This window comes from Alteromonas genovensis (assembly GCF_010500895.1).
In the GTDB taxonomy this organism is placed as follows: Bacteria; Pseudomonadota; Gammaproteobacteria; order Enterobacterales; family Alteromonadaceae; genus Alteromonas; species Alteromonas genovensis.
Genome location: NZ_JAAAWO010000015.1, coordinates 74,979 through 98,602, shown reverse-complemented (window position 1 = coordinate 98,602; position 23,624 = coordinate 74,979). Strand labels below are relative to the sequence as shown.

The following is a 23,624-nucleotide window of genomic DNA, read 5'->3' as shown; positions in this document are numbered from 1 at the left end:
GAAGCAGTATAAGGAAAAACTGACTGGTATTGCTAATAATTGCTAGCGAGCAAATCGTTAGCGTGCAGGTTGAGACAAGAAGAACCGGTATGCAGGGTTGTCCGAGACCTCTTCAAATTTATAACCAAGCTCTACCACGTGTTGATTAAAGGCTTCACGGCTTTCTGGCAATATATCAAAGCCAACTAACACAAGCCCTTCAGCAGCCCCGTGGTTACGGTAGTGGAACAAGGTGATGTTCCACTGCTCGCCTAGTGTGTTTAAGAAGTTTAACAAGGCACCAGGACGTTCTGGAAATTCAAAACTAAATACCTGTTCGTTAAGTATGCTAGGCGGTCTTCCCCCTACCATATGACGAACATGCAGCTTCGCTAACTCGTTATCCGTCAGGTTAAAGCAGTCGTAACCTTTATCTTCTAAGTCAGACTGAAGCGCAGCAAACTCTTGCTGTCCTCCCTTGAGTTTTACGCCTACAAAAATATGCGCTTCGTTTTCACTGGCATAGCGATAGTTGAATTCGGTTATCGCTTTAGCGCCTACGCACTCACAGAACTGCTTAAATGCGCCTTTGGTCTCTGGAATTTTTACCGCAAACACGGCTTCTTTCTGCTCGCCTAGCTCACAGCGTTCAGACACATAGCGCAAGGTGTGAAAATTGATATTAGCCCCGCACAAAATCCCGCCTAAGGACTTTCCTTGCAGGTTGTGCGCTTTGGCATATTTTCGAATAGCCGCTACCGATAACGCACCAGCTGGCTCAGCGATAACGCGGGTATCATCAAAAATATCTTTAATAGCGCCGCATATTTCGTCGTTCGTCACCGTAATGGTTTCATCGATGAGGCGATTACACAGTCTGAAGGTCTCCTGACCCATTACTTTTACCGCCACACCATCAGCAAAAATGCCCACACTATCCAGTTCGGTTGGCTCACCCGCCGCCTTAGCTTTAATAAAGCAGGCTGACTCTTCTGACTCTACGGCAACAATTTTAATACTGGGTTTAAGCTGCTTAAGATACACAGAAATACCCGCGGCTAATCCGCCGCCGCCAACGGCTACAAATAGAATATCAAGGTTCGGGTTTTGCTCTAGTAACTCGCGGGCTACGGTGCCTTGACCTGCAATTACATCAGGGTCGTCAAAAGGAGGAACAAACGTATAGCCAAACTCTTGGCATAGGGATTTTGCATGACCGCTTGCTTGGTCAAAACTCGTGCCGTGCAGCACAACCTCTACATTCTCACCACCAAAGCGACGCACAGCGTCTATTTTAATGTCAGGCGTGGTTTCAGGCATGACGATAGTGGCCTTAATACCCTTCATTTTGGCGCTATATGCAAGGCCCTGCGCATGATTACCCGCTGATGCACCTATCACGCCCGCCTCAAGCTGCGCTTGAGAAAGGGAGTGAATTCGGTTGTACGCACCGCGAAGCTTGAAGCTTTTTACGGGCTGCTGATCTTCGCGCTTTAAAAAGATGTTGTTGCCCAACTCGGCCGATAGCAAAGACATATAAGACAACTCGCTGGCAACGGCAACATCATACACCGGCGCCAGCAAAATTTTCTTTAGATACTCGTGATCGCTTACACTCATAACCCTTCCAATTTCGTCACGTCTCGAACAGCACCTTTATCTGCGCTTGTAGCAAGGGCTGCAAATGTTTTAAGCGATGTGGACACTTCGCGAACGCGATCTTTTGGACGCCATGGTTTATCGCTTGCTTCCATTTTTGCGCGACGCTCAGCCAAGGCTTCATCGCTTATCTCAATATTGATGGTGCGATTAGGAATATCAATTTTGATTTTGTCCCCATGCTCAACCAAAGCAATACCGCCACCGCTTGCAGCTTCAGGCGAACAGTGACCGATAGACAAGCCGCTAGTACCGCCACTGAATCGACCGTCGGTAACCAGTGCGCACTGCTTGCCAAGCCCTTTAGACTTGAGGTAAGACGTTGGATACAACATTTCTTGCATACCCGGTCCGCCACGAGGGCCCTCATAACGAATGAATACCACATCACCTGCTTTGACTTCATCGCCTAAAATGCCCGCAACCGCGTCATCTTGGCTTTCGTAAATACGTGCAGTGCCGTCAAACGTCAGTATAGATTCATCCACGCCAGCGGTTTTTACAATACAGCCGTTTTCAGCCACATTACCGTAAAGCACCGCAAGGCCGCCCTCTTGGCTAAACGCATTTTCAATTGAACGAATACAGCCATTTTCTCGATCGGCATCAGCTTCATCCCAGCGGCAGCTTTGACTAAATGCTTTAGTGGTACGAATACCTGCTGGGCCGGCACGGAAAAACTCGATGGCTTTTTTATTCTCAGGATTTGTAATATCCCAGTCGCTAATGACATCGGTAAGCGGCTTACCTAGAACGTGGTTAGTATCTTTATTCAGTAAGCCGGCCTTATTCAATTCGTTGAGAATGCCGATAACACCGCCAGCGCGATGTACGTCTTCCATATGGTATTGCGGAGTAGCAGGCGCAACCTTGCATAAATGAGGGACTTTACGAGACAGCCTGTCTATATCATCCATCGTAAATGGCACTTCGCCTTCCATTGCAGCTGCAAGAAGGTGCAATATGGTGTTCGTTGAACCGCCCATGGCGATATCAAGGCTCATCGCATTTTCAAAAGCGCTAAAATTAGCAATATTACGCGGCAATACGCTCTCATCGTTATCGCCATAGTAACGCTTACACAACTCGACTATTTGCTCACCCGCTTTTTTGAATAACCCTTCACGATCAGCATGGGTTGCCAGCATAGAGCCATTACCTGGCAACGACAGTCCTAGCGCTTCTGTTAAGCAGTTCATTGAGTTTGCCGTAAACATACCCGAGCACGAACCGCAGGTAGGACACGCTGAGCGCTCTATTTCATCTGAGTCCGCATCGCTGATTTTGTCGTCAGCGGCGGCCACCATGGCATCGACCAAATCAAGTTTAATAAGTTGATCAGACAGTTTGGTTTTGCCGGCTTCCATAGGCCCGCCCGATACAAACACAACGGGTACATTTAGGCGCATCGACGCCATTAGCATTCCCGGCGTAATTTTGTCGCAATTTGAGATACAAACAATAGCGTCTGCACAGTGTGCGTTAACCATGTACTCCACACCGTCGGCGATAATTTCTCGCGATGGAAGGCTGTAAAGCATACCGCTGTGGCCCATGGCAATGCCGTCATCTACTGCGATGGTATTAAATTCTTTGGCTACACCGCCTGCGGCCTCAACACTGCGAGCAACTAACTGCCCCATATCTTTAAGGTGTACATGCCCTGGAACAAACTGGGTAAATGAGTTGGCGATAGCAACAATAGGCTTTCCAAAGTCAGAATCTTTCATACCTGTGGCACGCCAGAGCGCGCGAGCTCCAGCCATATTTCTGCCTTGCGTGGTGGTTGCAGAACGTAACTTGGGCATAAATCCCTCCCGTTGATATAGTCAAACGAATAAATAATAGTTAGCAGATACCGTTACCTGCTAAACGTGTTTTATTGCTGTTGCTGATCTCGCATCTAGGCTAAGGCACCCATTTTGACGGACACCTAGTCGACCATAGTCAACCCATGCGTAAATACCAGCAACATCAGAAATTAGTTAGCGAAAGAATACAGTGGCGCTAAAACATCATGTGCTGAATCATCATGAATGTAGCGCAATACTCTTCGCCGTTGCGACAGAAAAGGCTGTTCAAAACTTACCATTGTGGCATTGTTTTTAATGGTATAATTGACATGCTGAGTGTCTAGCTGCAGGTGCTCTTTCTAAGTAAATGCGTCTGCATGACACGCGCACAAAATGAAAAGTTGTTCGGTTAGGGTTATGGCGACCCTTGTCCTACACTATAACGTGCTTTATACATACACTCGCAGTGGCCGCTGCAAGTCGAGATTTTGTCTCGCTGAATTTATGTACGTACAGTGTGCGCAAAGAAATATCATAAAACCCAATATTGAATCAAGTATTTTGCGGTTTAAACGGCTTTTAATAGTCATTTTCACAAACAGTAGCTTTCAGATACAGGGCGGGTATAGATGTTTGATTGGTTTCATTGGCTAAACCTTGCTGGTGTAGCGGTATGTGCGATTTCTGGTACCTTAATGGCCTATCAAAAGCGCATGGACGGATTTGGCGTCATCGTGCTGGCTAGCGCAACAGCCATTGGCGGCGGCACACTGCGTGATGTGATGCTAGACGTGCCCGTGTTTTGGATTGCTGATACAGATTACCTATATACCACCCTTGTTGCCGCTTTTATTCCCATTTTGTGGCTGCGCATAAGTCCCCGATTTCCTTTTCACTACCTGTTAATTGCCGATGCCTTCGGTTTGGCACTATTTAACGTAGTGGGGATTGAAAAAGCCTTGGCAAATGATACTGGCATTGCGGTTGCCGTTGCCATGGGAACGATAACCGGTGTTTTTGGTGGCCTACTGCGAGATGTAATCTGCCGAGAAGTACCGCTAGTGTTAAACGGTGAACTGTACGCGATGACATGTATTGCCGGTGGTTTTGCCTATGGCGTTGGTTTGTATTTCGACCTTGCAACACAGTGGTGCGGTATTGCTGCACTGATAACCACAGTGCTATTGCGCTTAGGCAGCTTGCGGTGGCATTGGCAGTTGCCGGTATTTTACAACGAACAGAGTTAGATCAACACGCCCCTTGTACAGTTACGCAAGGCTGCTCCCTCATTTACATTGTTTACCCACCAAGAGGCACCAAGACAGTACTGGGGTAAATATATGAGTATGGCCGTTGTTAAAACCTTCGCAGGACAGGGGCTTTCTGCACCTGAGATCTCCGTTGAAGTTCACTTGGCAAACGGCCTTCCTGCCTTTCAGCTGGTAGGCATGGCAGAAACAAGCGTAAAGGAGGCACGGGAGCGAGTAAGAAGCGCGCTCATTAACAGTGGTTTCGATTTTCCTGCTAAACGGATCACCGTTAATTTAGCCCCCGCCGACATTCCCAAGTTTGGAGGGCGGTTCGACTTGCCCATTGCAATGGGCATATTGGTTGCAGCCGGCTACTTACCTGACACGAGCTTACTTAATATTGCCTTTGTCGGCGAACTTGCGCTTAATGGCGACATTAAGCCTGTTGGCGGCCTGATACCCGTGGTTATAGCCGCCGCAAACGAAGATATACCGCTTATTTACCCCGGCGATAATGATATTGAAGCGGCGCTGGTCTCCCACGCTGCTAGACTGCCGGCTTTTGACTTACTCTCTGTTTTTGAGCACCTAAGTGGCCATAAAAAGCTCTCCTCTGGCCAACCATTCACGCCTACTTCTACGTGTAACAGTGACGTAGGGTGGGACGATATCATTGGGCAAGAACAGGCAAAACGCGCACTGATTATTGCGGCATGTGGCGCACATAACTTATTGATGGTTGGGCCTCCTGGTACAGGAAAAAGTTTGCTGGCCAGCCGCATGCTTGCCCTGTTGCCTCCGCTCACTGAAGAAGAGGCCTTAGAGGTTGCCTCTGTCTATTCGGTAAAAGGCGAAACGCTTAATGCTGAAAAATTTATGCATCGCCATTTGCGCTCTCCCCATCACACAAGCTCTGCCATTGCGCTTACTGGGGGCGGTTCAAACCCGGTACCCGGGGAAATATCCCTAGCCCATAACGGCATATTGTTTTTGGATGAGTTACCTGAATTTGGTAGAAAAGCATTAGACGTATTGCGAGAACCATTAGAAACAGGCGACGTGCATATTTCTAGGGCGTCTGGCAGTGCTACGTACCCAGCAAACTTTCAGCTGATTGCCGCAATGAACCCCAGCCCCACAGGTGATATTGACGACAATCGCCTTTCGCCTCAACAACAGCTTAACTATTTGAATAGGTTGTCTGGCCCATTACTCGATAGAATAGATATTCAAGTTGAAGTTCCCCGGCTTCCCGATTATGACCTACCTATCGCAAAGCCCAGCTCTGACGATTCAATGCACAGGGTTAGACAAGAAGTCGCCGACACCCGCCATATTCAGCTAATGCGGCAGGGAAAGCCAAACGCAGCCTTAAGCGCAGGTGAGCTATCGGCTATATGTAAGGTAAACGAGGGCGATCTCCGCTTTTTAAAGGCGGCAGCAAAACAGCTCAACTTATCGATGCGGGTGTTTCATCGCACGTTAAAAGTAGCGAGAACTATTGCTGATTTGCACCGCGAAGAGGCCGTAAACCGGGTTCATATTAGTGAAGCTTTAGGGTATCGCGCCCTTGATAACTTAATTAAACAGCTAAGTAGCTGTTAAAAGGTTAGAAAGTTAGGTGCTGTTTTTGTCACATCAAAAGGTAGTAAATAGGTACTAACTGAAGCATCAGCTGCGCACATCTAGTTTTAAAAAGGCGTCGACTAAAGGCTCATGCTGCTTATTTTGAAGGCAGCATAATCCAAGGGCGTAAGGCTCTATGTCATCTACCTGAATTTGCGTTACTGCGCTGGCCATACTTGAATGATCTAATACAACTTTAGGCACAAAGCCTACTCCGCATTCCAATGCCACCATACTCACAATGGCTTCATTACCGCCTACATAGGCGTAAACGTTAGGGCGAATGCCATGCTCTGCAAACCAGTGATAAGCGGTTCGTCGGGTAGGCCCGGTTTCGGGCATGATCACCTTATGCTTTGTCCAATCTAACTGGCTCAATTGGGTTAATCTCCATTCACGAGGTGCAATGAGCACAAGGGGAACATCGTCAAGGGCTGAAAAGTGAAGGTCGGTAGGCATGTCAGGCGTATAAATAGCGATAGACAGGTCACACTGCTTGCTTTTTACCTTCTCGATTGCCAATGCAGGGTCGCCCGTAATAAGTCGAATATCAACGCCTGGGTGCTGCTCCCTAAACTGCCGTAACATGCTTGGTAAATGACTTTGACTGGCGGTTACCGAGCAAAAAACACTTATCTCACCCTGCAGTGCGTCGCTGTCTGCCTTTAAATCAATTTTCAGCTGCTGCCACTCTTTTAAGGCTTGTTTTGAAAATGACAGCAACTTGTGACCACTGTGGGTTAAGGCTACTTTTCTGTTATCGCGCTTAAACAAGGTACAGCCTAAGTCGTCTTCCAGCCTTTGAATAACACGACTTAGCGTAGACGGAGAGACATACATGGCCTCGGCTGTATCACCAAAATGTAAGCTGGTGGCCAAGTGATTGAAGAGTTGTAAGCTGCGAAAATCCATAATGTTTCACTATTTGCAATATTATCTTGCAAATATATCATTTTCCAAAACAAAAGAAATCTTTTAGTCTTCACAGCAAGTCGTCATAGACGAGGTCTGTCAGCACCAAGGTGGTGTTTGATATTGACAAAAATGAATGTTGTTCGGAAATTTTTATGGCTAATTATTTCAATACCCTATCACTTCGCCAGCAGTTAGATCAGCTTGGCCGCTGTCGCTTCATGGCACGCGATGAATTCGCTGACGGTTGTCAGTTCCTTAAAGGCAAGAAAATTGTGATCGTGGGTTGCGGTGCGCAAGGTCTTAACCAAGGCTTAAACATGCGTGATTCAGGCTTAGACGTGTCTTATGCACTGCGTCAAGCAGCCATCGATGAGCAGCGTGACTCTTACAAACGCGCATCGGGTAACGATTTTACCGTTGGTACTTACCAAGACTTAATTCCCGATGCCGACTTAGTCTACAACCTAACACCTGACAAGCAGCACGCTAGCGTTGTAGAAGCGGTCATGCCGTTAATGAAAGAAGGTGCGACGCTAAGCTATTCTCACGGTTTTAATATCGTTGAAGAAGGCCAGCAAATTCGTGACGATATTACTGTCGTCATGTGCGCTCCGAAAAGCCCGGGTTCTGAGGTACGAGAAGAATATAAGCGTGGCTTTGGTGTTCCAACACTTATTGCGGTTCACCCTGAAAACGATCCGCAAGGTAAAGGTTGGGATACTGCAAAGGCACTGGCTAGTGCCACCGGCGGTGACAGAGCAGGTGTATTAGAGTCATCGTTTGTTGCTGAAGTTAAGTCTGACCTGATGGGTGAGCAAACGATTTTGTGCGGTATGCAGCAAGTTGCAGCAGTACTCGCTTTTGAAAAAATGGTTGATGACGGTATTGATGCCGGCTACGCCGGAGCACTTATTCAGTATGGCCTAGAAGCCATTACTGAAGCACTGAAGATTGGCGGCGTTACTAACATGATGGATCGTCTGTCGAACCCAGCGAAGTTGAAAGCCGCAGAGCTTTCAGACCAGCTAACCGAATTACTGCGTCCTTTGTTTGAAAAACACCAAGACGACATCATTAGCGGCGAATTCTCTCGCACAATGATGGAAGATTGGGCAAACGGTGATGCAAACCTACTTAAGTGGCGCGAAGAAACCGGTGAAACGGCTTTTGAGAACGCGCCAGCTTACGAAGGTAAAATTAGTGAACAAGAGTTTTTCGACCACGGCATTCTACTTGTTGCCATGATTAAATGCGGTGTTGAAGTTGCCTTCGACGTTATGGTTGAAGCAGGCATTTTACCTGAGTCGGCTTATTACGAATCACTGCATGAAACCCCACTTATTTCAAATACTATCGCACGTAAGCGTTTGTATGAAATGAACGTGGTTATCTCAGATACTGCAGAATATGGAAACTACTTGTTTGCGAACGCAGCCATTCCAATTTTGCGTGAAAGCTTTATGCCTACTATCGATACTTCAGTGATAGGTAAAGGTTTGCCTGCTACTTCTAATCAAGTAGAGAACAAACGCCTTGTTGAAGTTAACGATGCCATCCGCTCACACGGTGTGGAATCAGTAGGAACAACCCTGCGTGGCTACATGACTGATATGAAGGCCATTGTAGTGTAACAGTGGTTAGGACAGTTTCTGTCGTTAGGTGCTTTTAATAAGCCCTTTTGCCCGACCATTTTGGTCGGGCTTTTTTATGCCTACGCACCGCACTCTCTAACACGTTCAGCAAACCGCACTGCCACATAAGACAACGCAAAAAACACGACAAAACCGATGCCAATTGGCATAAGGGTACCGTCTAAAAAGCTGTCAACAAACAGGGCGACTGGTACCGAGAAAAGGCTGGAAAACGAGCCAATAATAGCTGCTCCTAACCCTGCCACATCGCCTAATGGCTGCATGGCCATGGCATTTAGATTGCCAAACAAAATACCCACAAAGAAAAAGCCAATAAACATAATCGATACAGTGAGTGCTAAGGGTGGCAGGCCATCGTAGGCTATCAACAAAGCTAGATACACGATAGCAAAACCATTCGCACCTTTTAGCGCAAATCGACACAGCTTCCTCATGCCAAACCGCATCACCATTTTGCCGTTAAAATAGCTTGCTAAACCAATAGAAAAAGCAAGGATAGCGAAGATATAGGGGAACATGTCACCCACGTTGTAATACACCTGAAAAATAGTTTGCGAAGCACTTAAATAGGCGAGAAATGAGCCAAAGATGCAGCCCATCGCAAAGGTGTATCCCATAACCGATGGATTAGTAAGAATTAATTTTGAAGATACAAAGAGCTGCTTCCAAGAAAACGCTTTCCGGCGATGTCTGGGCAAGGTTTCCCCTTGTCGGGAAAAAAACCAAATACCGGCCATCGTAGCGACAACAAGAAATAGCGTAAAAATATGGAACCAAGAAAATAGATCCATCACTGTTTGGCCAATAATAGGCGCTAGCATGGGCACAAGAATAAACACCATCATGATGAAAGACATCACCCGCGCCATCGCGTCTCCAACGTATAGGTCGCGGATAATTGCCATTGAAGCAATACGTGGCCCTGAGACTCCGAACGCTTGAATGACTCTTCCCACCAGCATAGTTTCAAGTGAGGTGGCCGACATACACACAAACGTACCGAGCGCGAATATACAAAGGCCCACAAGAATAGTCAGTCTACGTCCTCGGCTATCCGAAAAAGGGCCGAAAAACATCTGCCCAAAAGCCATGCCTACAAAGAAAACCGTAACAATCAAGTGAGTATGATGGGCCTGCTCTACATTCAACGACTCCCCAATTTGCAATAAGGCGGGCAGCATTGCGTCGATACTAAGGGCAACTAAGGACGTCATTGTGGCCATCAATGCGACAAACTCAACAATGCCTAGAACAGGCTTTCGAACAACGGCGGCATCGTGAGATGCGCCATGAGCATTTTGGGGCATAATTTCTCTTATATGAAAGTAGTGGGGAGTGAAAAAAGCGCACCGATGCGCGCTTGGGGAAATTATATCGTAAAGCTGATTAAAAAGCCGCCAGCATTGATAGCACCTATCGCAATTACTGGCGGCTTAGTCGGTTAATGAAGTAAATAGTGAGAGCTGCTTAGTGACTCTTTACCCTCTCTTACTTTGTGAGATACCTATCTAAAAAGGTATCCATTTCTTGAAAAAAACGATGTCGATTACGTTGTATCGATAAATAATGGTCACCGTTTTCTAGCTCAACAAAGTTGTAGGTCTTGTCTAAGTCGTCTAACTCGTCTGCCATATATCGACTTTGTCTCACTCGCACTACGCGGTCTTCTTCACCGTGAACAAGCAAAATTGGCGTTTTTATATTCTCTGCATTGTAATAAGGGGAACGGGCTTCTAAATCATCAAAGTCGTCACCTATCTGATTTTTCACAAATTCATTATTCAGAAATCTGCGCGCGCTTAGCACCATGTGCTTTAAAGAACTCACCCCAGCAAAACTCACCGCACATTTGAACAAGTTAGGTGTTTTCACCGTTGCCATTAAAGCTGCATAGCCACCGTAACTGGCGCCGACTATGCACATATTGTCCTTTTCAGCATGACCTTGCTCCACCATCCAATGCGCTGCGTCAGTAATGTCGTCTTGCATGGCTAAGCCCCACCCCTTCATTTGGCTTTGAGCAAAACTGAAGCCATACCCTTGTGAGCCTCTAAAGTTAGGTCTTAGCACTGCATAGCCCTTACTTGTGAAATACGCAGTCCAATAATCAAATCCACTAAAGTCGCGTGCTCCAGGCCCGCCGTGCGGGTGGATAATGGTTGGAAACGGCCCTTCACCCTCAGGCAAAGTAAGATAGGCTTCTACTGACACACCGTCTCGCGCCTCATAAGAAATGAGGCTGTGTTTTGATAACGTTGTGGTATCTATTTGCGGATACTGGTGGAAAAGAGCATCTAACCGACCTGCCTTTCTATCACCCAATAGAAATACGCCTGGCAACGTATCCGACTCAGAGTAAACAAGATACGTTTGCTCGTCATCGCTAAAGCTCACAAGCGTATTATTATAGTCTGGCAGGCTCTGATCTAAGCCATTTTGCAGAGCAACATAACGCGTATCCCAATAAAACCGGCCGTCGTGTCGAACACCAATGGCATCATTGGTGAGAGGAGAATAAATTAAACTTCCGTTAACGTCATAACCGTCATCTGAATACACCTCTGTGCGTTCTTTTGTTTTTAGATTCAGCTTATAAACCGCTTTGAAGTCACCTTTATAGCCTCGGTAATACAGAATATTGGGATCGAGTGCAAACCCCATAGGGTACTCACCCTTGTCGGTCATTGCGTTATACGCAAACAGTGTTTCCCAACTATCTCCTTTTTTAAGTAACACTTCGCGCTCACCGGTATCATAGTCCAATGAAATACCGATACGCACGTTGTGCTGTCTGTCAGTTACCCAGTCTCTTATGCCTTTTTTACCACGTATTACACGACTTAAGCTTCCTGTATTTACGTTGACCTTATACACGGACGGTAAACCCAGTACTTCTGCATCTATCGATACAAGAATATGCTCTGGATCGTCAGGCATCCAGTCAATGACTTCATCTTGAAATTGCGGCGTGTGAGTAGGGTTTCCCGCTCTGCTTTTTAACCGCTGCCAATGAATAAGGTTGAATGTGCCCTTGCCACCACCGTCAAAGCGGACGCTTAGCAGGCGAGTATCTTTGACCTTAGTTTTGCCCCGCCGAGACTGATACAACGCACTGACAATCAAACGCTCGTTGTTCACCCATTTGTACCAATTTACGTGTACTTCTTCGTTGTCTGTTTGTAAGAGGTAATATTTCTTTCCCTTTTTGAAGTCGTAGGTAGCCAACATGGTGAGTTCATTAGGGCTTGTCACGTTTTGCACAAACGCTACTTTGGTGCCGTCAGGCGCTAAGGCAGGCGTTCCATAGGCAGGTAGTGCGCTAAAATCGAGATAGCTAGAGGGCTCTTCTTGTTGAGCGGTAACACTAAATGAAATTACTGCTGCACAAAGTAGAAGTAGCTGAATAAGCAAGTTGGATGGGCTGTGGTGCATAACATTCCTTTGTTTTTATTCTTTTTATGTTTGTAGCAATTATTTATTACACATCAGGTTAATAACTGTAATCGTTCTATTTGCGCTGTTTGTACGTAATAAATAAGCTATAAGATGCCACGAAATAAGAAGGAAATAAATGCACAGCGCACTGCTTCAGTGTAGTCAACGCAGAATTCTTCTCTCTCATCGCGCTTTTCAGTGTGAAAGTGTGGATGTGGTATGCTGGTGACTTCCTTCGGTGCAGCAATATATTCCGATGCAGCAACAGAAACACAAGGAAATCACAAGCGCCAAACGTTATAATATTACGACCAGTGTTCGTGACTCGTTTCAGCCGTAAATACACTGTAGCGAGTGAACCCGTACACCGAATCAATGCTTAAAGGATCCTGCATTTACATGCCCTCAATACCCGTAGAAAATAAACTTCTACTGCTTCTTACACACACCTGTACAACGTGGTGCCGCATGAAATCACGCCGCAGCCAAGCTTTGGTACGTGGATTTTTTGTGGCTGTCCCATTATTAGCTCTGATTTTGGTTATCGCACCTTTTTCAGTGAACGCTGAAAGCGACATATCCTATTCAATATCTGGAGTCGAAAACAGTAAGCTAAAAGAAAATATTCGCATTCACCTGAACAATTTAGATGTTGAAAAGTCTTTACTGAGCGACCCTTATTGGCAAGATGAAGTGTCTGAAACGGTAGCTACAGCCGTTCAACCTTTTGGTTATTACAACAGCGAAACGTCTATAACGGTTAATGGTGAGAGTGCAGTTAAGGTGTCGGTATCACTGAACGCACCATTAACTGTAAATAAGGTGACTCGTGAAATTATTGGAGCAGGTCGAATTGACGAAGAGTTTCGCAAGCGCTTTAACGCCTTCAAGTTAAAGCAGGGCGACGTGTTAAACCAACCGGTTTACGAAAGCTTTAAATCTTCAATGTTCAATTATGCGCTCTCTCATGGATATTTTGATTTTTATTGGCAGGCAACCCGCTTAGACTTGGTAAGAGAAGAGAAGCAGGCCAACATACTATTGATAGCGCAAAGCGGCCCTCAGTATCATTTTGGCGAACTAAAAATTGTTGGTGACGACAAGGCAAAAGCGATTATTTCCCGCCTTAGACCGTTTAAGCCAGGCGATCCTTACTCTTCTTCTGTACTAAACGATTTTAATCGCAGTTTAAATCAGGCTGGCTATTTTAGCCGCGTTATCGCTCGCCCGGTAGTGAGCGATGCCGAAGGACTGCAAGTTCCCATTGAAGTATCGCTGCTGCATCGCCCCTCAGACTCATTCAATGTAGCGCTTGGAGCCGCGACCGATACTGGCCCTCGTATAAGCCTGGGCTGGGAACGACCTTGGGTGAATAGTCGTGGTCATTCAATAAACGCGGATATTTTTGTGTCCCAACCAGAACAATCTGTTTCTGCTGATTACCGCATTCCCATGAAAAACATTACTCGCGACTACATTAGTTTTGAAACGGGTTATCAATTTATTGAATACAGCAATACTTCCTTTGAAAGTGAAACGCTATCGGTGTCTGCACATCGTTATTGGCAAGAAGACAATTCTCCTTGGCAACAAGACGGCTCTATTACCTACTTGCGTGAAACCTTCGACCAAGGAGCATTGGATACCAATACCACCTCGCTAGTTCTGCCAGGGTACTCCATTACCTATCGCAACAAAGATGGAGAGTTAGACTTTAACAACGGATTGTATTTTCAAGTTCTTGGTCAAGTAGGCCGAGAAGATGCGGGGTCAGATATCGACTTTGCCAAAGCGGTTGTTGAGGGAATGTTTATTACCACTTTTAACGATGTACACCGATTAACCATTCGCGGTGAGTTAGGCGCCATAAAGGCAAGTAGTTTTTCCGACGTTCCTACCTCGCTGCGATTTTATGCCGGCGGCGATCAAAGTGTTAGAGGTTTTGACTTTAGAGATATTTCACCAAAGGCTGAACTCTTTAATCCTGGTACAGGCGACTTTGACATAGAGTCCATTGGTGGTAAGTACCTACTAACAGGCAGCGTGGAATATGCCTATCGTTTTGCCGATAATTGGCGGGTGGCAGCTTTCGTTGATGCAGGAACCGCGTCAAATACCACCGATGCCGAGCTAACCTACAGTGTAGGTCCAGGGCTACATTGGCTATCTCCTATAGGTCCTGTGAGAATTTATATTGCGCGAGGTTTTGCTCCAGACGAAGCCAAATGGAATTTTCACTTGTTAATAGGGCCTGAAATATGAAAAAGCGTACAATTTCCGCTCTATTGCTATCACCGGTATTTTTTGTTGTTGCAGTATATGCTTTGCTTATTAGCCCTCTTGGCGGACCTACGGTAAAGATACTGGCCAATACCTTTGTTGATAAACTAGAGATTGAGGATATTGAAGGTGGATTTGCTGGCCCCCTAACAATACATAAATTGACATACAACAATCCACAGTGGCGGGTTGACGTAGGTCGAGTATATGCAGATATAACCTGGCGCTGCGTCTTTGAGCCTCGCGTTTGTGTAAACAACCTTGAGGTGGAAAACGCCACGGTTGAACAAGTATCCGCTGCGGCAGAAAACGATACAGCGAGTGAACAGAGCGACACCTTTGCCCTGCCTCTTCCAGTTGATGTGGCGCAGCTTACGTTGAAGAATGTGACGGTGGCCTTACTCAATGCAAATATCGCAATTGACTCTTTACTCCTAGAGGATTTCTCTGGTTCCAATCGTATTGAATTTGAAAATTTAGAGGCAAGCGGCTTAGCTGTTGCTCTTAATAGTAATAGCACAGCCCCAAATAGCAGTAACAGTACAAACAGCGCAGCTACACCGCCAAGCAATCCATCAGGCCAAGGTTCAGGCTCTGGCCCGGGCTCAGATACAAATTCCGGTTCATCGCTACCCACTTCATACTCGCTTAATTACGACGTGCCGTCACTGCCGGCGATAGTCACTCCCATTCCCATTAAATTTAGCGCGCTCAATATAGAAGATATTAGCTTCACTCAAGGTAAAGGCTCTTCTCAAGACATAAGCACCCAGCGATTGGCTCTGCTATCAGTAACCGATATGTCATTTCAACGCTCAGCAATTCGCATAGAGAAGGTGAATATTAAGCATGAGCAAGGTCAGGTAGAAGGCTTTATAGAAGCTAACCTTAAAGATAATTACCCCCTTGATATTGAGTTAGATGGCTTTGCAAAAATAGATGGACAGCAACAAAATATTACTTTGAATGCATCAGGAGCCCTTGATGATATCGATGTGGCGGTTGCAGCTACTGGATTGGTGACTGCTAACACTTCCTTGTCTGCAAACTTTCTATCCGAGTCGCTGCCAATAAGTTTCGACGCTAGTTGGCAGGCTCAGCCTATTCCTATGGTACCAAACGCAAGCTTAGATGCGGGCCAGCTAACCATTAGCGGTACAATGGGCGACTACAAACTTAAAGGCAATGGCTCGGCGAATGTACCTGATATGGGTGACATTCCAGTTGCGCTAGATGTAGTACTTAAAAAGAACAATATTTACGTGAATGAGGCTGATATATCGGCCTTAGAAGGCAGTATTAAGAATACGGGTACTTTATACCTTAATGACACCATTGCATGGCAAGGCAAAACAACGCTGACGAATGTGTCGGCTCAGCAGTTTAGTGAATTTGCCCCAGCGAAGCTGCAAGGAAATATCGACAGCATATTGCAATACTCCGAGGCGGGAGGTTTGCATGTGAGTTTACGTGATATGGATATTACGGGCGTTCTCCGAAGCTCACCTATACGAGTAGTAGGTGAAGCTGTATACGCCGGCCCTAGCGATTTATTAGTGGCAAACCTCAACGTTGAGCAAAACGAAAACCGCATAAAAGCGGTGGCTCAAGTGCTTAATAAGCGCTACATAAACGCCGATATTGATGTGGATATCGCAGAGATTAGCATGCTGTACAGCGATGTGTCGGGCTCAGTAAAAGGTGCGATTAAAGCGAATGGCCCTTGGCAGAACCCATCAACAACCAGCAAAATTAACCTATCTAATATTAACGTTTCGCCAAGTTTGAACGCTCAGGCTGCGCAGCAAGGAGCGTTGAATGGTGACGTGTCTGTCTCCGGCACCTATGAAAATCACAATGCCGAAATAGCATTAAGCCTGCCTAACAATGCCGTTGATCTTGTTATGTCTGGCTCGTGGAAAGCGCAGCACTGGAAGGGCACCATATCTAACTCTAAGCTAGAAATTGCTAATATGCGTTGGCTATTATCATCCCCGTTTAACCTCGATATTGGCATGCCCACTCAAACTTCACCCATCACTGCAAAGATAAGTAGCCACTGTTGGTCTTCAAGAGGTGAAGGAGAACTGTGCATTGAAAATGTTAACTATCTGGAAAACAAGGCCAGTTGGGATGTAACAGCCTCATCGTTGCCTGTTGGCTTATGGGCTCACGAGCTCGCACCACTCACTGTTTCAAAGGCGTCTGACGCAGCACTAACAGTGAAATCACAGGGCAGTTACTCTGCGGCAGACCCCATTGACGCAACCTTTACAGCCTCGTTAAGTCCTGCCAAATGGCAGCTAGGCGAATCTAGGCCCATTGAGCTGACCATAAACTCAATGGAGACCTCAGGTAAAATTAAGCAAGGAAAATTAACGTCTACCTCGTTAATTTCAAGTGAAGATATTGGTAATGCAACACTTACCCTTAATACTCGCCCCTTAGATGACAAAAAGCCTCTTGAAGGCACCCTTTTGATGCAGGGGCTAGATGTGTCGCCACTTAAACCCTTGTCTCCGGCAATTCGCACGCTGACAGGTTTACTGAACGGCAAAGTCAATTTAGGCGGCTATATTGACGACCCCGCTTTAAACGGCGAACTCACCATTGAAAATGGTGCAATTGATATACAAGACACCCCGGTATCATTGTCTGATTGGAATCAGTCAATTGTGCTTGATGGTCAACAGGCTAATCTTGACGGCTCGTTTATATTGGGCGGTGGCAAAGGCTCGCTAAAAGGCGATATAAACTGGTCGTCTACCCCCAGTGCTAACCTTACGCTGCAGGGAGATTCTTTTGAAATTAGACAACCCAATACGCGGCTTAAGGTATCACCAAACATCGATATTACTGCTACAAAAGAAAAGATTGACGTCACTGGTGATGTGAATATCCCTTGGGCCAGAATCGAAATTGCATCGTTACCTGACAACGCTGTATCACCGTCAAAAGATGTACATTTGCGCGGAGAGCCTCGCAGTGAAGACCCGCTGGATATTGTGCATGCTAGCGTGATGGTGAATATCGACCAGGCCAAAAAAGAAGAAGTGAAAATTGAAGCTTTTGGTCTAACGGCAAGTCTTTATGGTGGAATACGCATAAATACTCAGCCAGCCCTCGTGGGATACGGAGACCTGCAGATTTTAAATGGTCGATATAACGCCTACGGACAAAACCTGATAATAAAGACTGGCGAAATACAATTTAATGGCCCAATAAGCCAGCCTTCATTGTTAGTGGAGGCAATTCGAAACCCAGCTAAAACCGATGACGATGTGATAGCTGGCATTAGAATAGATGGGTCTGCAGACTCGCCAAGTATTAATCTATTTTCACAGCCGGCAATGGATCAGCAGGGCGTTTTATCCTATTTACTGACCGGTTCTGGGCCCAATTCAGGTTCATCTGACCCTAACTATGCGGCGCTATTGCTCGGCTTCGGACTATCTAATACAGAAACGCTGACCGGGCAGGTGGGAAGTGCCCTTGGCATAGATGACTTTAGCTTGAGCACCAATGAGGACAAGCTTTCCCTCACAGGGCAGATAAACGATAGGCTATCGGTTGAGTATAATGTCGATGTTGGTCTTGGAAATAACGATGTAAACAGTACGCTTCGACGCAGACAGCTTCCCCCAGATCTTGCGTTAAAATACCAGCTTCTACCCAATCTCTATTTAGAAGCTATTCAAACCACGTTAGAGGATCAGTCTGAATTTGCTCTCGACCTCTACTATGAGTTTTTCTTAGGTGAAAATCGCAGGCGTTCTGAGAGCGATGACGAACAAAGCGATAAAGAAAATAACGACTAAAGAAACAAGAGTGCGCCCTAAACTGTGCGCTGCTCTGCCATCTCTTCTAGCGCTTTGAGTTGTTTTTCAAAGCGCTGTTGACGCTTGTGTGCCCAAATACCCCATACAACAAGAATGAGTGTTGCGATGGGAAAACTGAAAGCGATTTTTTCCCATTTTTCGGGGCTTAATTCTCCAAAAAAGTATCGCTCTAATGCAAACGCAGGCAGCACAAAAAGCGCGGGCCATGCAGAGTGCTTGGTGATGAACGCAATGCGTATATTATTTTTTATCTGGCGCGTGTATTGATGTAAATGATCAAGAGTTTGTGAGTCTTTGGCAAAAGCCGCCACTCGTCGCAGCCACAATTGATAAATTAAAAACGGAATGGCCGTTGCCACCATAAAAATACATAACCCTTTTGCGGTAAAAGATAGCTCTCCCCAGTAAATAGATAAAAAATAGAGAGAAGGCAGAAGCGCTAAAGAATCTATAACCATATAAATACGCTGTTTTATTCGCTCGCTGTTAAAGCTTTTTTTTACTTCAGATAGGTCGATATCGTTAACTGGCTGATTCTGCCATAGCAAAGTCAAATCAGTGTCACTTCCTTTTACTCGATCTTTATTATCATCGTTATGCATTGGGTTCCTCCTGCAGCACTTTTTGCTTTGCCCGTTTCAAAATAACACCCACATAATTTTTTGATATACCGCATACCTCGGCAATTTCGTCATAGCTTAATCCTTCTAACGACAGGGTAAGCACTTGTCTTGGCTGCAGGGGAAGTGCACGAACGGCTTGCAGCAAACGTACTAGCGATTGCTGCTGGCTAGAAACGACTTCTGGAGAATACTGTGGACTTTGGTAACCATCAGAGCCCAACGTATCACTTTCATATCGGTGAGTATCAACACGTTTTACTTGGCTTGCTACGTGGGTTACCGCGCGATTATGGGCAATTTTCAGAATATAGGTTTTTACACTACTATCGCCCTTGAACCGCGACAGCCCCTGCCACACAGCAATAGCAATCTCTTGCAAAAGCTCTTGCTGCATAGCCTCGTTAGCTTCGTAGCTATTTGCAACGCGGCTTAACAATGCTCCGTATTGTGTAAAAACGTCTTCAAATCCTTGGCCCAAGCGGGTTGCCCTTTCTAAAAGTTTTTATGTTTAGCAGGTACGTAAGTACCCTAATCATTACTGTAGCGAGTTGACCACTACAAAAATGCAGCAAAAAGCTCAACACACCCAGTTACAGTCTGCACCCATTTATTTTTATTACACGTTTTTAAATCTTTTTTGTAATTTATTCTGAAAAGCCGTGACTAGTAACAACGAATGCCTTGAACCAACACATAAATTACCCTATTGAAGGAGAGTTCTATGTCTACATTAAGCCTTGTATTGTTACTTGGAAGTATCACCTCTATTGCGCTATTAGCGAGTTATTTAGACGCGAAATTTCAGTGGTGCTTGAACGACTGGATGAACGGAAAGTGCAGTAACCCGTTTATAGCAAGCAAAGCAGCGCTACAGCAGCAGCGAATACAAGAAAAAGACGCTCAAATAGAAGCGCTTATGGCGCGCATAGAAACACTAGAAGCTATAGTGACTGAGCCAGCTTATGAACTAAACAAAAAAATAAATGCGCTTTAAGCCGTTTACTTAGTTAGGCCTTATTTTAATAGGCTTTAGTTTGTTAAATTTGGTTTAGTGAGATAAAAAAGGGCGACGCATAAAGCGCGGTATTTTGCCCATGGCAATTGCGTTGCCCATTAGTACTACAGCAACACCGATGAAAGAGAGCGCTGTCCACTGATAGCCCTCAAAGAAGGTTGAAATTACCAGCGCAACCATGGGATATACCAATACCACGTAAGCCGCTTTATCTGCCCCCATTTGTTGAAGTAATTTCATATAAGCACCAAAGGCAAAAACAGAGCCAAACAAAGCTAGATAAAGCAGCGATAAATAAAACTCTGTACTGGTGGGAATAATGAGCTTACCCGGCAACAATAACGACGTTATAAATAGCAAAATCATGGCGTAAGACATGGCATAAAAGTTCATCTGAATCACCGGAGTGCCAGAAGTTAAAATCCGCTCAGAAATAACGTTGCCCACTGAAGCACAAAAAAAGCTGACAAAGGCAATGCTTAATCCTAAAGCCAGCGCTGCGTCCATGGAAACTTTCGAGAACTCGGGTACGAACAAACACACAATACCGCTTAGTCCAAACGTCGCCCCAATCACTACCTCTTTGCGAATAGGCTCTTTTAACCACCAGCGACGTAGCACCACGTTAATATAAATAATACAGGAGCTCATCAACGCTAAAAGCGCACTGATAATATGCGCCTGTGCCATGTAAAGCAGAGTGTAATTTAAGCTATAGAGAAATAAGCCCACCGCAGCCATCTTCACGTGTATGTGCAAGGGAAGGGCAAACGGCAGCCTTTTTACTAAACAATAAATTCCCAAGCATACGGCGGCGAGTAAGTAGCGCAGCGCTATAGCAAATGTCTCAGATGTATGGCCAATTTGATAGGTAATCGCAATCCAAGTTGAGCCCCAAATTAGACAGCACAATGAGAATAAGGTTGGGTTGTTCATTCGCCCATTAATCCTCAGTTATCATTGCGCTAAAAATTGCGTTAAGTGGTTAACCGCTGAATCGAGCAAGGTTTGTCGCGCGCATTTCCCCACCCATGCATTGTGTGGTGTTATTAACAAGTTGGGTAAATTGGCCTGCATTAAAATATGATCAGAGGGTGGAGGTTCAACAGACAATACATCGAGCCCAGCCCCACCAATTTTTTTACTTTTAAGTGCTCCAAGCAAGGCGGGTTCATCAACCAGTCCACCTCGCGCGGTATTGATTAAAAAACAATTTGGCTTCATTAACGATAGGGTTTCTGCGTTTATCAACTTGTCTGTCTCTTGCGTCAACGGACAATGAAGGCTCACCACATCAGCACTAGGTAATAGCGATGAAAGCGACGGGCGCGGATCGTCGGCTCTTCCTGGGCGCCCAGCGATAGTCACCTGCATGCCCATAGCTTTAAATAAACCTTCTACCCGCTTGCCAAGCTCGCCATGACCTACAATGACAGCGTGCATTCTCTCTAATTCAACAACAGGGTGAGACAGTAAACAAAAATGGGAAGATTCAGACCAAGCCCCCGCTTTTACATCATGCTGATAGTGCACAAACTGGGTGGCCAAATTAAGCAGTAGCGTTAACGCATGCTGCGCCACACTGCTGGTCCCGTATGCCTGAACATTTTGCACTTTAATATCATTTGTTTTGCAATACTCTAGGTCGATATTATTCATGCCGGTAGCTGTAACACCAATGTATTTTAACTTGGGCGCTTGGCGCAGCGCTTCTGCGCTTAGTACAACTTTGTTCACCAATACAGCAGTGGCGCTTTCAATTCGCGTAACAACATCGTTTGGAAGGGTATTTTGATGCAACGTAAGGCATGCATCTACATCACTGAGTTGTTGAGTATCCAGCGACTCTAAATCTAATGTCTCTGCATCAAGAAACACCACATTAGGTAAACTCATACGGCATCGCTTATCGACTCAAGGGCCGCTTTTATCTTTACAGGAATAGGAATAGATTTATCTGAAGCCCTATCGACAAACACATGCACAAACTGCCCATGAGCAACTCTTCGCTGGCTTTCTCCGGCGTAAACCGACAGTCCATAAGTGACTGAGCTCCTCCCTACCTTTTTTACACTCATACCAACATAGATATTTTCAGGGTAGGCTGCCGGGGCAACGTACTGACATTGACTACTAACCACGTACGCCACGGTCTTACCGTTGTGAATATCTAACCCACCCTGCTCAATTAAAAAGCGATTTACCGCCGTATCGAAAAAGCTGTAATACATCACATTATTGATGTGACCGTAGGCATCATTGTCCTGCCAGCGAGTAGCAATAGTAATTGAAAACGGATAGTCGGCGAGTGTTGGCGTTATTTCTGTCATGGGCATCCTGTATAAAAGGGCTTTCTCTGCTACAAAAGCACCATATCGTCTCTGTGCACAGCTACATTTGTCGTTTCATAACCTAGCACACTGGCAATATCTTTCGACTTTTTCCCTTTTATAAGTATTAAGTCTTTTGCGTTATATAAGCTTAATCCCTTTGCCACTGCTTGGTTTTCACACACTATTTCAACTGCTTCGCCTTGCGCAAAGTTTCCTTCTATTCCCGCAATACCCGAGGGGAGTAGCGAGGCTCCCTGCTCAATCAAAGCAACTTTGGCGCCTTTGTCGATAATAATACGACCAGCAGTTTTTAATGTGTGCGTTAACCATAAGCGCCTGGCATTAGAAGGGGTTCGCATAGCTTTAAAAAGCGTACCGGGCACCTTGCCAGCAAGCAGGGCGTCAAAAGTTTCACCGTGTCGACCATTGACGATAAGCGTTTGAATGCCGCTGTTTATGCATTTATCTGCTGCCTCTATCTTTGTGCGCATACCGCCAGTTCCAATAGACGTTCCGGCCCCTCCGGCTAACCCATAAATGGTGCTATCAATGCTTTCAACCACAGGAATTAACGTAGCATCTTTGTTTTTACGAGGATCGCTTGTGTAGAGCCCGTCAATATCTGAGCAAATAATCAAGGTGTCGGCTTGTGCGACTAATGCAGTGTAAGCACCAAGGTTGTCATTGTCGCCCACTTTAAGTTCATTCACTGCTACCGTGTCATTTTCATTCACGATAGGAAGTGCATGGTGATTGATAATCTCTCGAAGTGTATTTTTTATATTCACGTAACGCGTACGGTCACGAAGATCGTCGGCAGTAAGCAGTACTTGCGCGCAGGGAAAATCAAAAAATCGCTGCCAGTTGGCCATCATGATGTTTTGGCCGATTGCGGCCATAGCCTGCTTTTCAGCAATGGATGGTGTGTTGCGTAATACAACACCATTAGCACCAGAAGATACCTTATTACGACCAGCAGCAACACTGCCTGAAGACACTAAAATGATTTCTTTACCCTGTTCACGGCTAGCGGTAATAAATCGAGCCAATGCTAATAAGTAGCGGCCACTGCATTCTCTGCCATCAGGTGCAATTAAGGCACTACCCACTTTAACGACAGCTCGCTGCCAAGAAAAACTATTCATAGAGGAAGGAAATGAAAAAAGAACAAGATAACAAGAATACGACAGTTAAAGTCGTATCACAAAACGTTCTGTTACATAAA

17 protein-coding genes are annotated in these 23,624 nt (G+C 45.6%); 6 read left to right on the top strand and 11 right to left on the bottom strand.

Features of this window, described 5'->3' with window-relative positions; genetic code table 11:
• Positions 1–57: 57 nt before the first annotated feature.
• Together ilvA and ilvD are read right to left on the bottom strand one after the other, a co-directional pair.
• Positions 58–1,599 (bottom strand): threonine ammonia-lyase, biosynthetic, encoded by a 1,542-nt coding sequence (gene ilvA, locus GTQ48_RS16445; RefSeq protein ID WP_163107635.1) that lies wholly within the window; start codon positions 1,597–1,599, stop codon positions 58–60.
• Complete coding sequence (ilvD, locus tag GTQ48_RS16440; RefSeq protein WP_032095283.1) at positions 1,596–3,446, bottom strand: dihydroxy-acid dehydratase; 1,851 nt, start codon at positions 3,444–3,446, stop codon at positions 1,596–1,598. Before ilvD ends, ilvA begins: the two co-directional genes overlap by 4 nt.
• Before the next feature lie 614 nt (positions 3,447–4,060).
• Here ilvD and GTQ48_RS16435 point away from each other — a divergent pair.
• Entirely contained in the window at positions 4,061–4,678 is a 618-nt protein-coding gene (locus GTQ48_RS16435) for a trimeric intracellular cation channel family protein (RefSeq protein WP_163107634.1), read from the top strand.
• Between the two features lie 93 nt (positions 4,679–4,771).
• Positions 4,772–6,286: a YifB family Mg chelatase-like AAA ATPase gene (locus GTQ48_RS16430; protein ID WP_163107633.1), complete on the top strand. Its 1,515-nt coding sequence runs from the start codon at positions 4,772–4,774 to the stop codon at positions 6,284–6,286.
• A 66-nt stretch (positions 6,287–6,352) separates the two neighbouring features.
• On the opposite strand, the gene ilvY is transcribed toward GTQ48_RS16430, so the two are convergent.
• Positions 6,353–7,219: an HTH-type transcriptional activator IlvY gene (gene ilvY / locus GTQ48_RS16425; RefSeq protein ID WP_163107632.1), complete on the bottom strand. Its 867-nt coding sequence runs from the start codon at positions 7,217–7,219 to the stop codon at positions 6,353–6,355.
• Between the two features lie 155 nt (positions 7,220–7,374).
• On the opposite strand from ilvY, the gene ilvC reads away from it, so the two are divergent.
• A complete protein-coding gene (gene ilvC / locus GTQ48_RS16420) occupies positions 7,375–8,853 on the top strand; it encodes a ketol-acid reductoisomerase (protein WP_163107631.1) in 1,479 nt (492 codons plus the stop codon).
• An 80-nt stretch (positions 8,854–8,933) separates the two neighbouring features.
• Here the strand turns inward: ilvC and GTQ48_RS16415 are convergent, their stop codons facing one another.
• Together GTQ48_RS16415 and GTQ48_RS16410 are read right to left on the bottom strand one after the other, a co-directional pair.
• A complete protein-coding gene (locus GTQ48_RS16415; protein WP_163107630.1) occupies positions 8,934–10,181 on the bottom strand; it encodes a multidrug effflux MFS transporter in 1,248 nt (415 codons plus the stop codon).
• A 181-nt stretch (positions 10,182–10,362) separates the two neighbouring features.
• A complete protein-coding gene (locus GTQ48_RS16410; protein ID WP_163107629.1) occupies positions 10,363–12,306 on the bottom strand; it encodes an alpha/beta hydrolase family protein in 1,944 nt (647 codons plus the stop codon).
• Between the two features lie 471 nt (positions 12,307–12,777).
• On the opposite strand from GTQ48_RS16410, the gene GTQ48_RS16405 reads away from it, so the two are divergent.
• On the top strand, positions 12,778–14,571 hold the full coding sequence (locus tag GTQ48_RS16405; RefSeq protein ID WP_163107628.1) for an autotransporter assembly complex protein TamA: 1,794 nt from the start codon (positions 12,778–12,780) through the stop codon (positions 14,569–14,571).
• Positions 14,568–18,407, top strand: coding sequence for a translocation/assembly module TamB domain-containing protein (locus tag GTQ48_RS16400; protein ID WP_163107627.1), 3,840 nt, complete (start codon positions 14,568–14,570; stop codon positions 18,405–18,407). Before GTQ48_RS16405 ends, GTQ48_RS16400 begins: the two co-directional genes overlap by 4 nt.
• Before the next feature lie 17 nt (positions 18,408–18,424).
• Here the strand turns inward: GTQ48_RS16400 and GTQ48_RS16395 are convergent, their stop codons facing one another.
• Positions 18,425–19,030, bottom strand: coding sequence for a hypothetical protein (locus GTQ48_RS16395; RefSeq protein ID WP_163107626.1), 606 nt, complete (start codon positions 19,028–19,030; stop codon positions 18,425–18,427).
• Positions 19,023–19,529 carry an RNA polymerase sigma factor gene (locus GTQ48_RS16390; protein WP_163107625.1) on the bottom strand — a complete coding sequence of 169 codons (507 nt, stop codon included), beginning with the start codon at positions 19,527–19,529 and terminating at the stop codon, positions 19,023–19,025. The genes GTQ48_RS16395 and GTQ48_RS16390 overlap by 8 nt, the downstream gene beginning before the upstream one ends.
• Before the next feature lie 243 nt (positions 19,530–19,772).
• Here GTQ48_RS16390 and GTQ48_RS16385 point away from each other — a divergent pair, with 243 nt between their 5' ends.
• Positions 19,773–20,045 carry a hypothetical protein gene (locus GTQ48_RS16385; protein ID WP_163107624.1) on the top strand — a complete coding sequence of 91 codons (273 nt, stop codon included), beginning with the start codon at positions 19,773–19,775 and terminating at the stop codon, positions 20,043–20,045.
• Positions 20,046–20,099: 54 nt separating this feature from the next.
• Here the strand turns inward: GTQ48_RS16385 and GTQ48_RS16380 are convergent, their stop codons facing one another.
• Genes GTQ48_RS16380 through proB form a run of 4 tightly spaced genes read right to left on the bottom strand, consistent with a single transcriptional unit; the run spans position 20,100 to position 23,544 of the window.
• On the bottom strand, positions 20,100–21,002 hold the full coding sequence (locus tag GTQ48_RS16380) for a DMT family transporter (RefSeq protein WP_163107623.1): 903 nt from the start codon (positions 21,000–21,002) through the stop codon (positions 20,100–20,102).
• Between the two features lie 21 nt (positions 21,003–21,023).
• A complete protein-coding gene (locus GTQ48_RS16375; RefSeq protein ID WP_163107622.1) occupies positions 21,024–21,962 on the bottom strand; it encodes a D-2-hydroxyacid dehydrogenase in 939 nt (312 codons plus the stop codon).
• The gene (locus GTQ48_RS16370) at positions 21,959–22,396 is read right to left on the bottom strand and encodes an acyl-CoA thioesterase (protein WP_071981024.1); all 438 of its coding nucleotides are present in this window, start codon (positions 22,394–22,396) and stop codon (positions 21,959–21,961) included. Before GTQ48_RS16370 ends, GTQ48_RS16375 begins: the two co-directional genes overlap by 4 nt.
• Before the next feature lie 29 nt (positions 22,397–22,425).
• Entirely contained in the window at positions 22,426–23,544 is a 1,119-nt protein-coding gene (gene proB / locus GTQ48_RS16365) for a glutamate 5-kinase (RefSeq protein WP_163107621.1), read from the bottom strand.
• Positions 23,545–23,624 lie beyond the last annotated feature (80 nt).

What these genes read in the sequence shown, in the direction of transcription:
- GTQ48_RS16375 (WP_163107622.1), bottom strand. Translation starts at nt 21,962, where the DNA reads ATGAGTTTACCTAATGTGGTGTTTCTTGATGCAGAGACATTAGATTTA.
- GTQ48_RS16435 (WP_163107634.1), top strand. Translation starts at nt 4,061, where the DNA reads ATGTTTGATTGGTTTCATTGGCTAAACCTTGCTGGTGTAGCGGTATGT.
- ilvC (WP_163107631.1), top strand. Translation starts at nt 7,375, where the DNA reads ATGGCTAATTATTTCAATACCCTATCACTTCGCCAGCAGTTAGATCAG.
- GTQ48_RS16415 (WP_163107630.1), bottom strand. Translation starts at nt 10,181, where the DNA reads ATGCCCCAAAATGCTCATGGCGCATCTCACGATGCCGCCGTTGTTCGA.
- GTQ48_RS16380 (WP_163107623.1), bottom strand. Translation starts at nt 21,002, where the DNA reads ATGAACAACCCAACCTTATTCTCATTGTGCTGTCTAATTTGGGGCTCA.
- GTQ48_RS16400 (WP_163107627.1), top strand. Translation starts at nt 14,568, where the DNA reads ATGAAAAAGCGTACAATTTCCGCTCTATTGCTATCACCGGTATTTTTT.
- GTQ48_RS16370 (WP_071981024.1), bottom strand. Translation starts at nt 22,396, where the DNA reads ATGACAGAAATAACGCCAACACTCGCCGACTATCCGTTTTCAATTACT.
- ilvY (WP_163107632.1), bottom strand. Translation starts at nt 7,219, where the DNA reads ATGGATTTTCGCAGCTTACAACTCTTCAATCACTTGGCCACCAGCTTA.
- ilvD (WP_032095283.1), bottom strand. Translation starts at nt 3,446, where the DNA reads ATGCCCAAGTTACGTTCTGCAACCACCACGCAAGGCAGAAATATGGCT.
- GTQ48_RS16405 (WP_163107628.1), top strand. Translation starts at nt 12,778, where the DNA reads ATGAAATCACGCCGCAGCCAAGCTTTGGTACGTGGATTTTTTGTGGCT.
- ilvA (WP_163107635.1), bottom strand. Translation starts at nt 1,599, where the DNA reads ATGAGTGTAAGCGATCACGAGTATCTAAAGAAAATTTTGCTGGCGCCG.
- proB (WP_163107621.1), bottom strand. Translation starts at nt 23,544, where the DNA reads ATGAATAGTTTTTCTTGGCAGCGAGCTGTCGTTAAAGTGGGTAGTGCC.
- GTQ48_RS16410 (WP_163107629.1), bottom strand. Translation starts at nt 12,306, where the DNA reads ATGCACCACAGCCCATCCAACTTGCTTATTCAGCTACTTCTACTTTGT.
- GTQ48_RS16385 (WP_163107624.1), top strand. Translation starts at nt 19,773, where the DNA reads ATGTCTACATTAAGCCTTGTATTGTTACTTGGAAGTATCACCTCTATT.
- GTQ48_RS16430 (WP_163107633.1), top strand. Translation starts at nt 4,772, where the DNA reads ATGAGTATGGCCGTTGTTAAAACCTTCGCAGGACAGGGGCTTTCTGCA.
- GTQ48_RS16395 (WP_163107626.1), bottom strand. Translation starts at nt 19,030, where the DNA reads ATGCATAACGATGATAATAAAGATCGAGTAAAAGGAAGTGACACTGAT.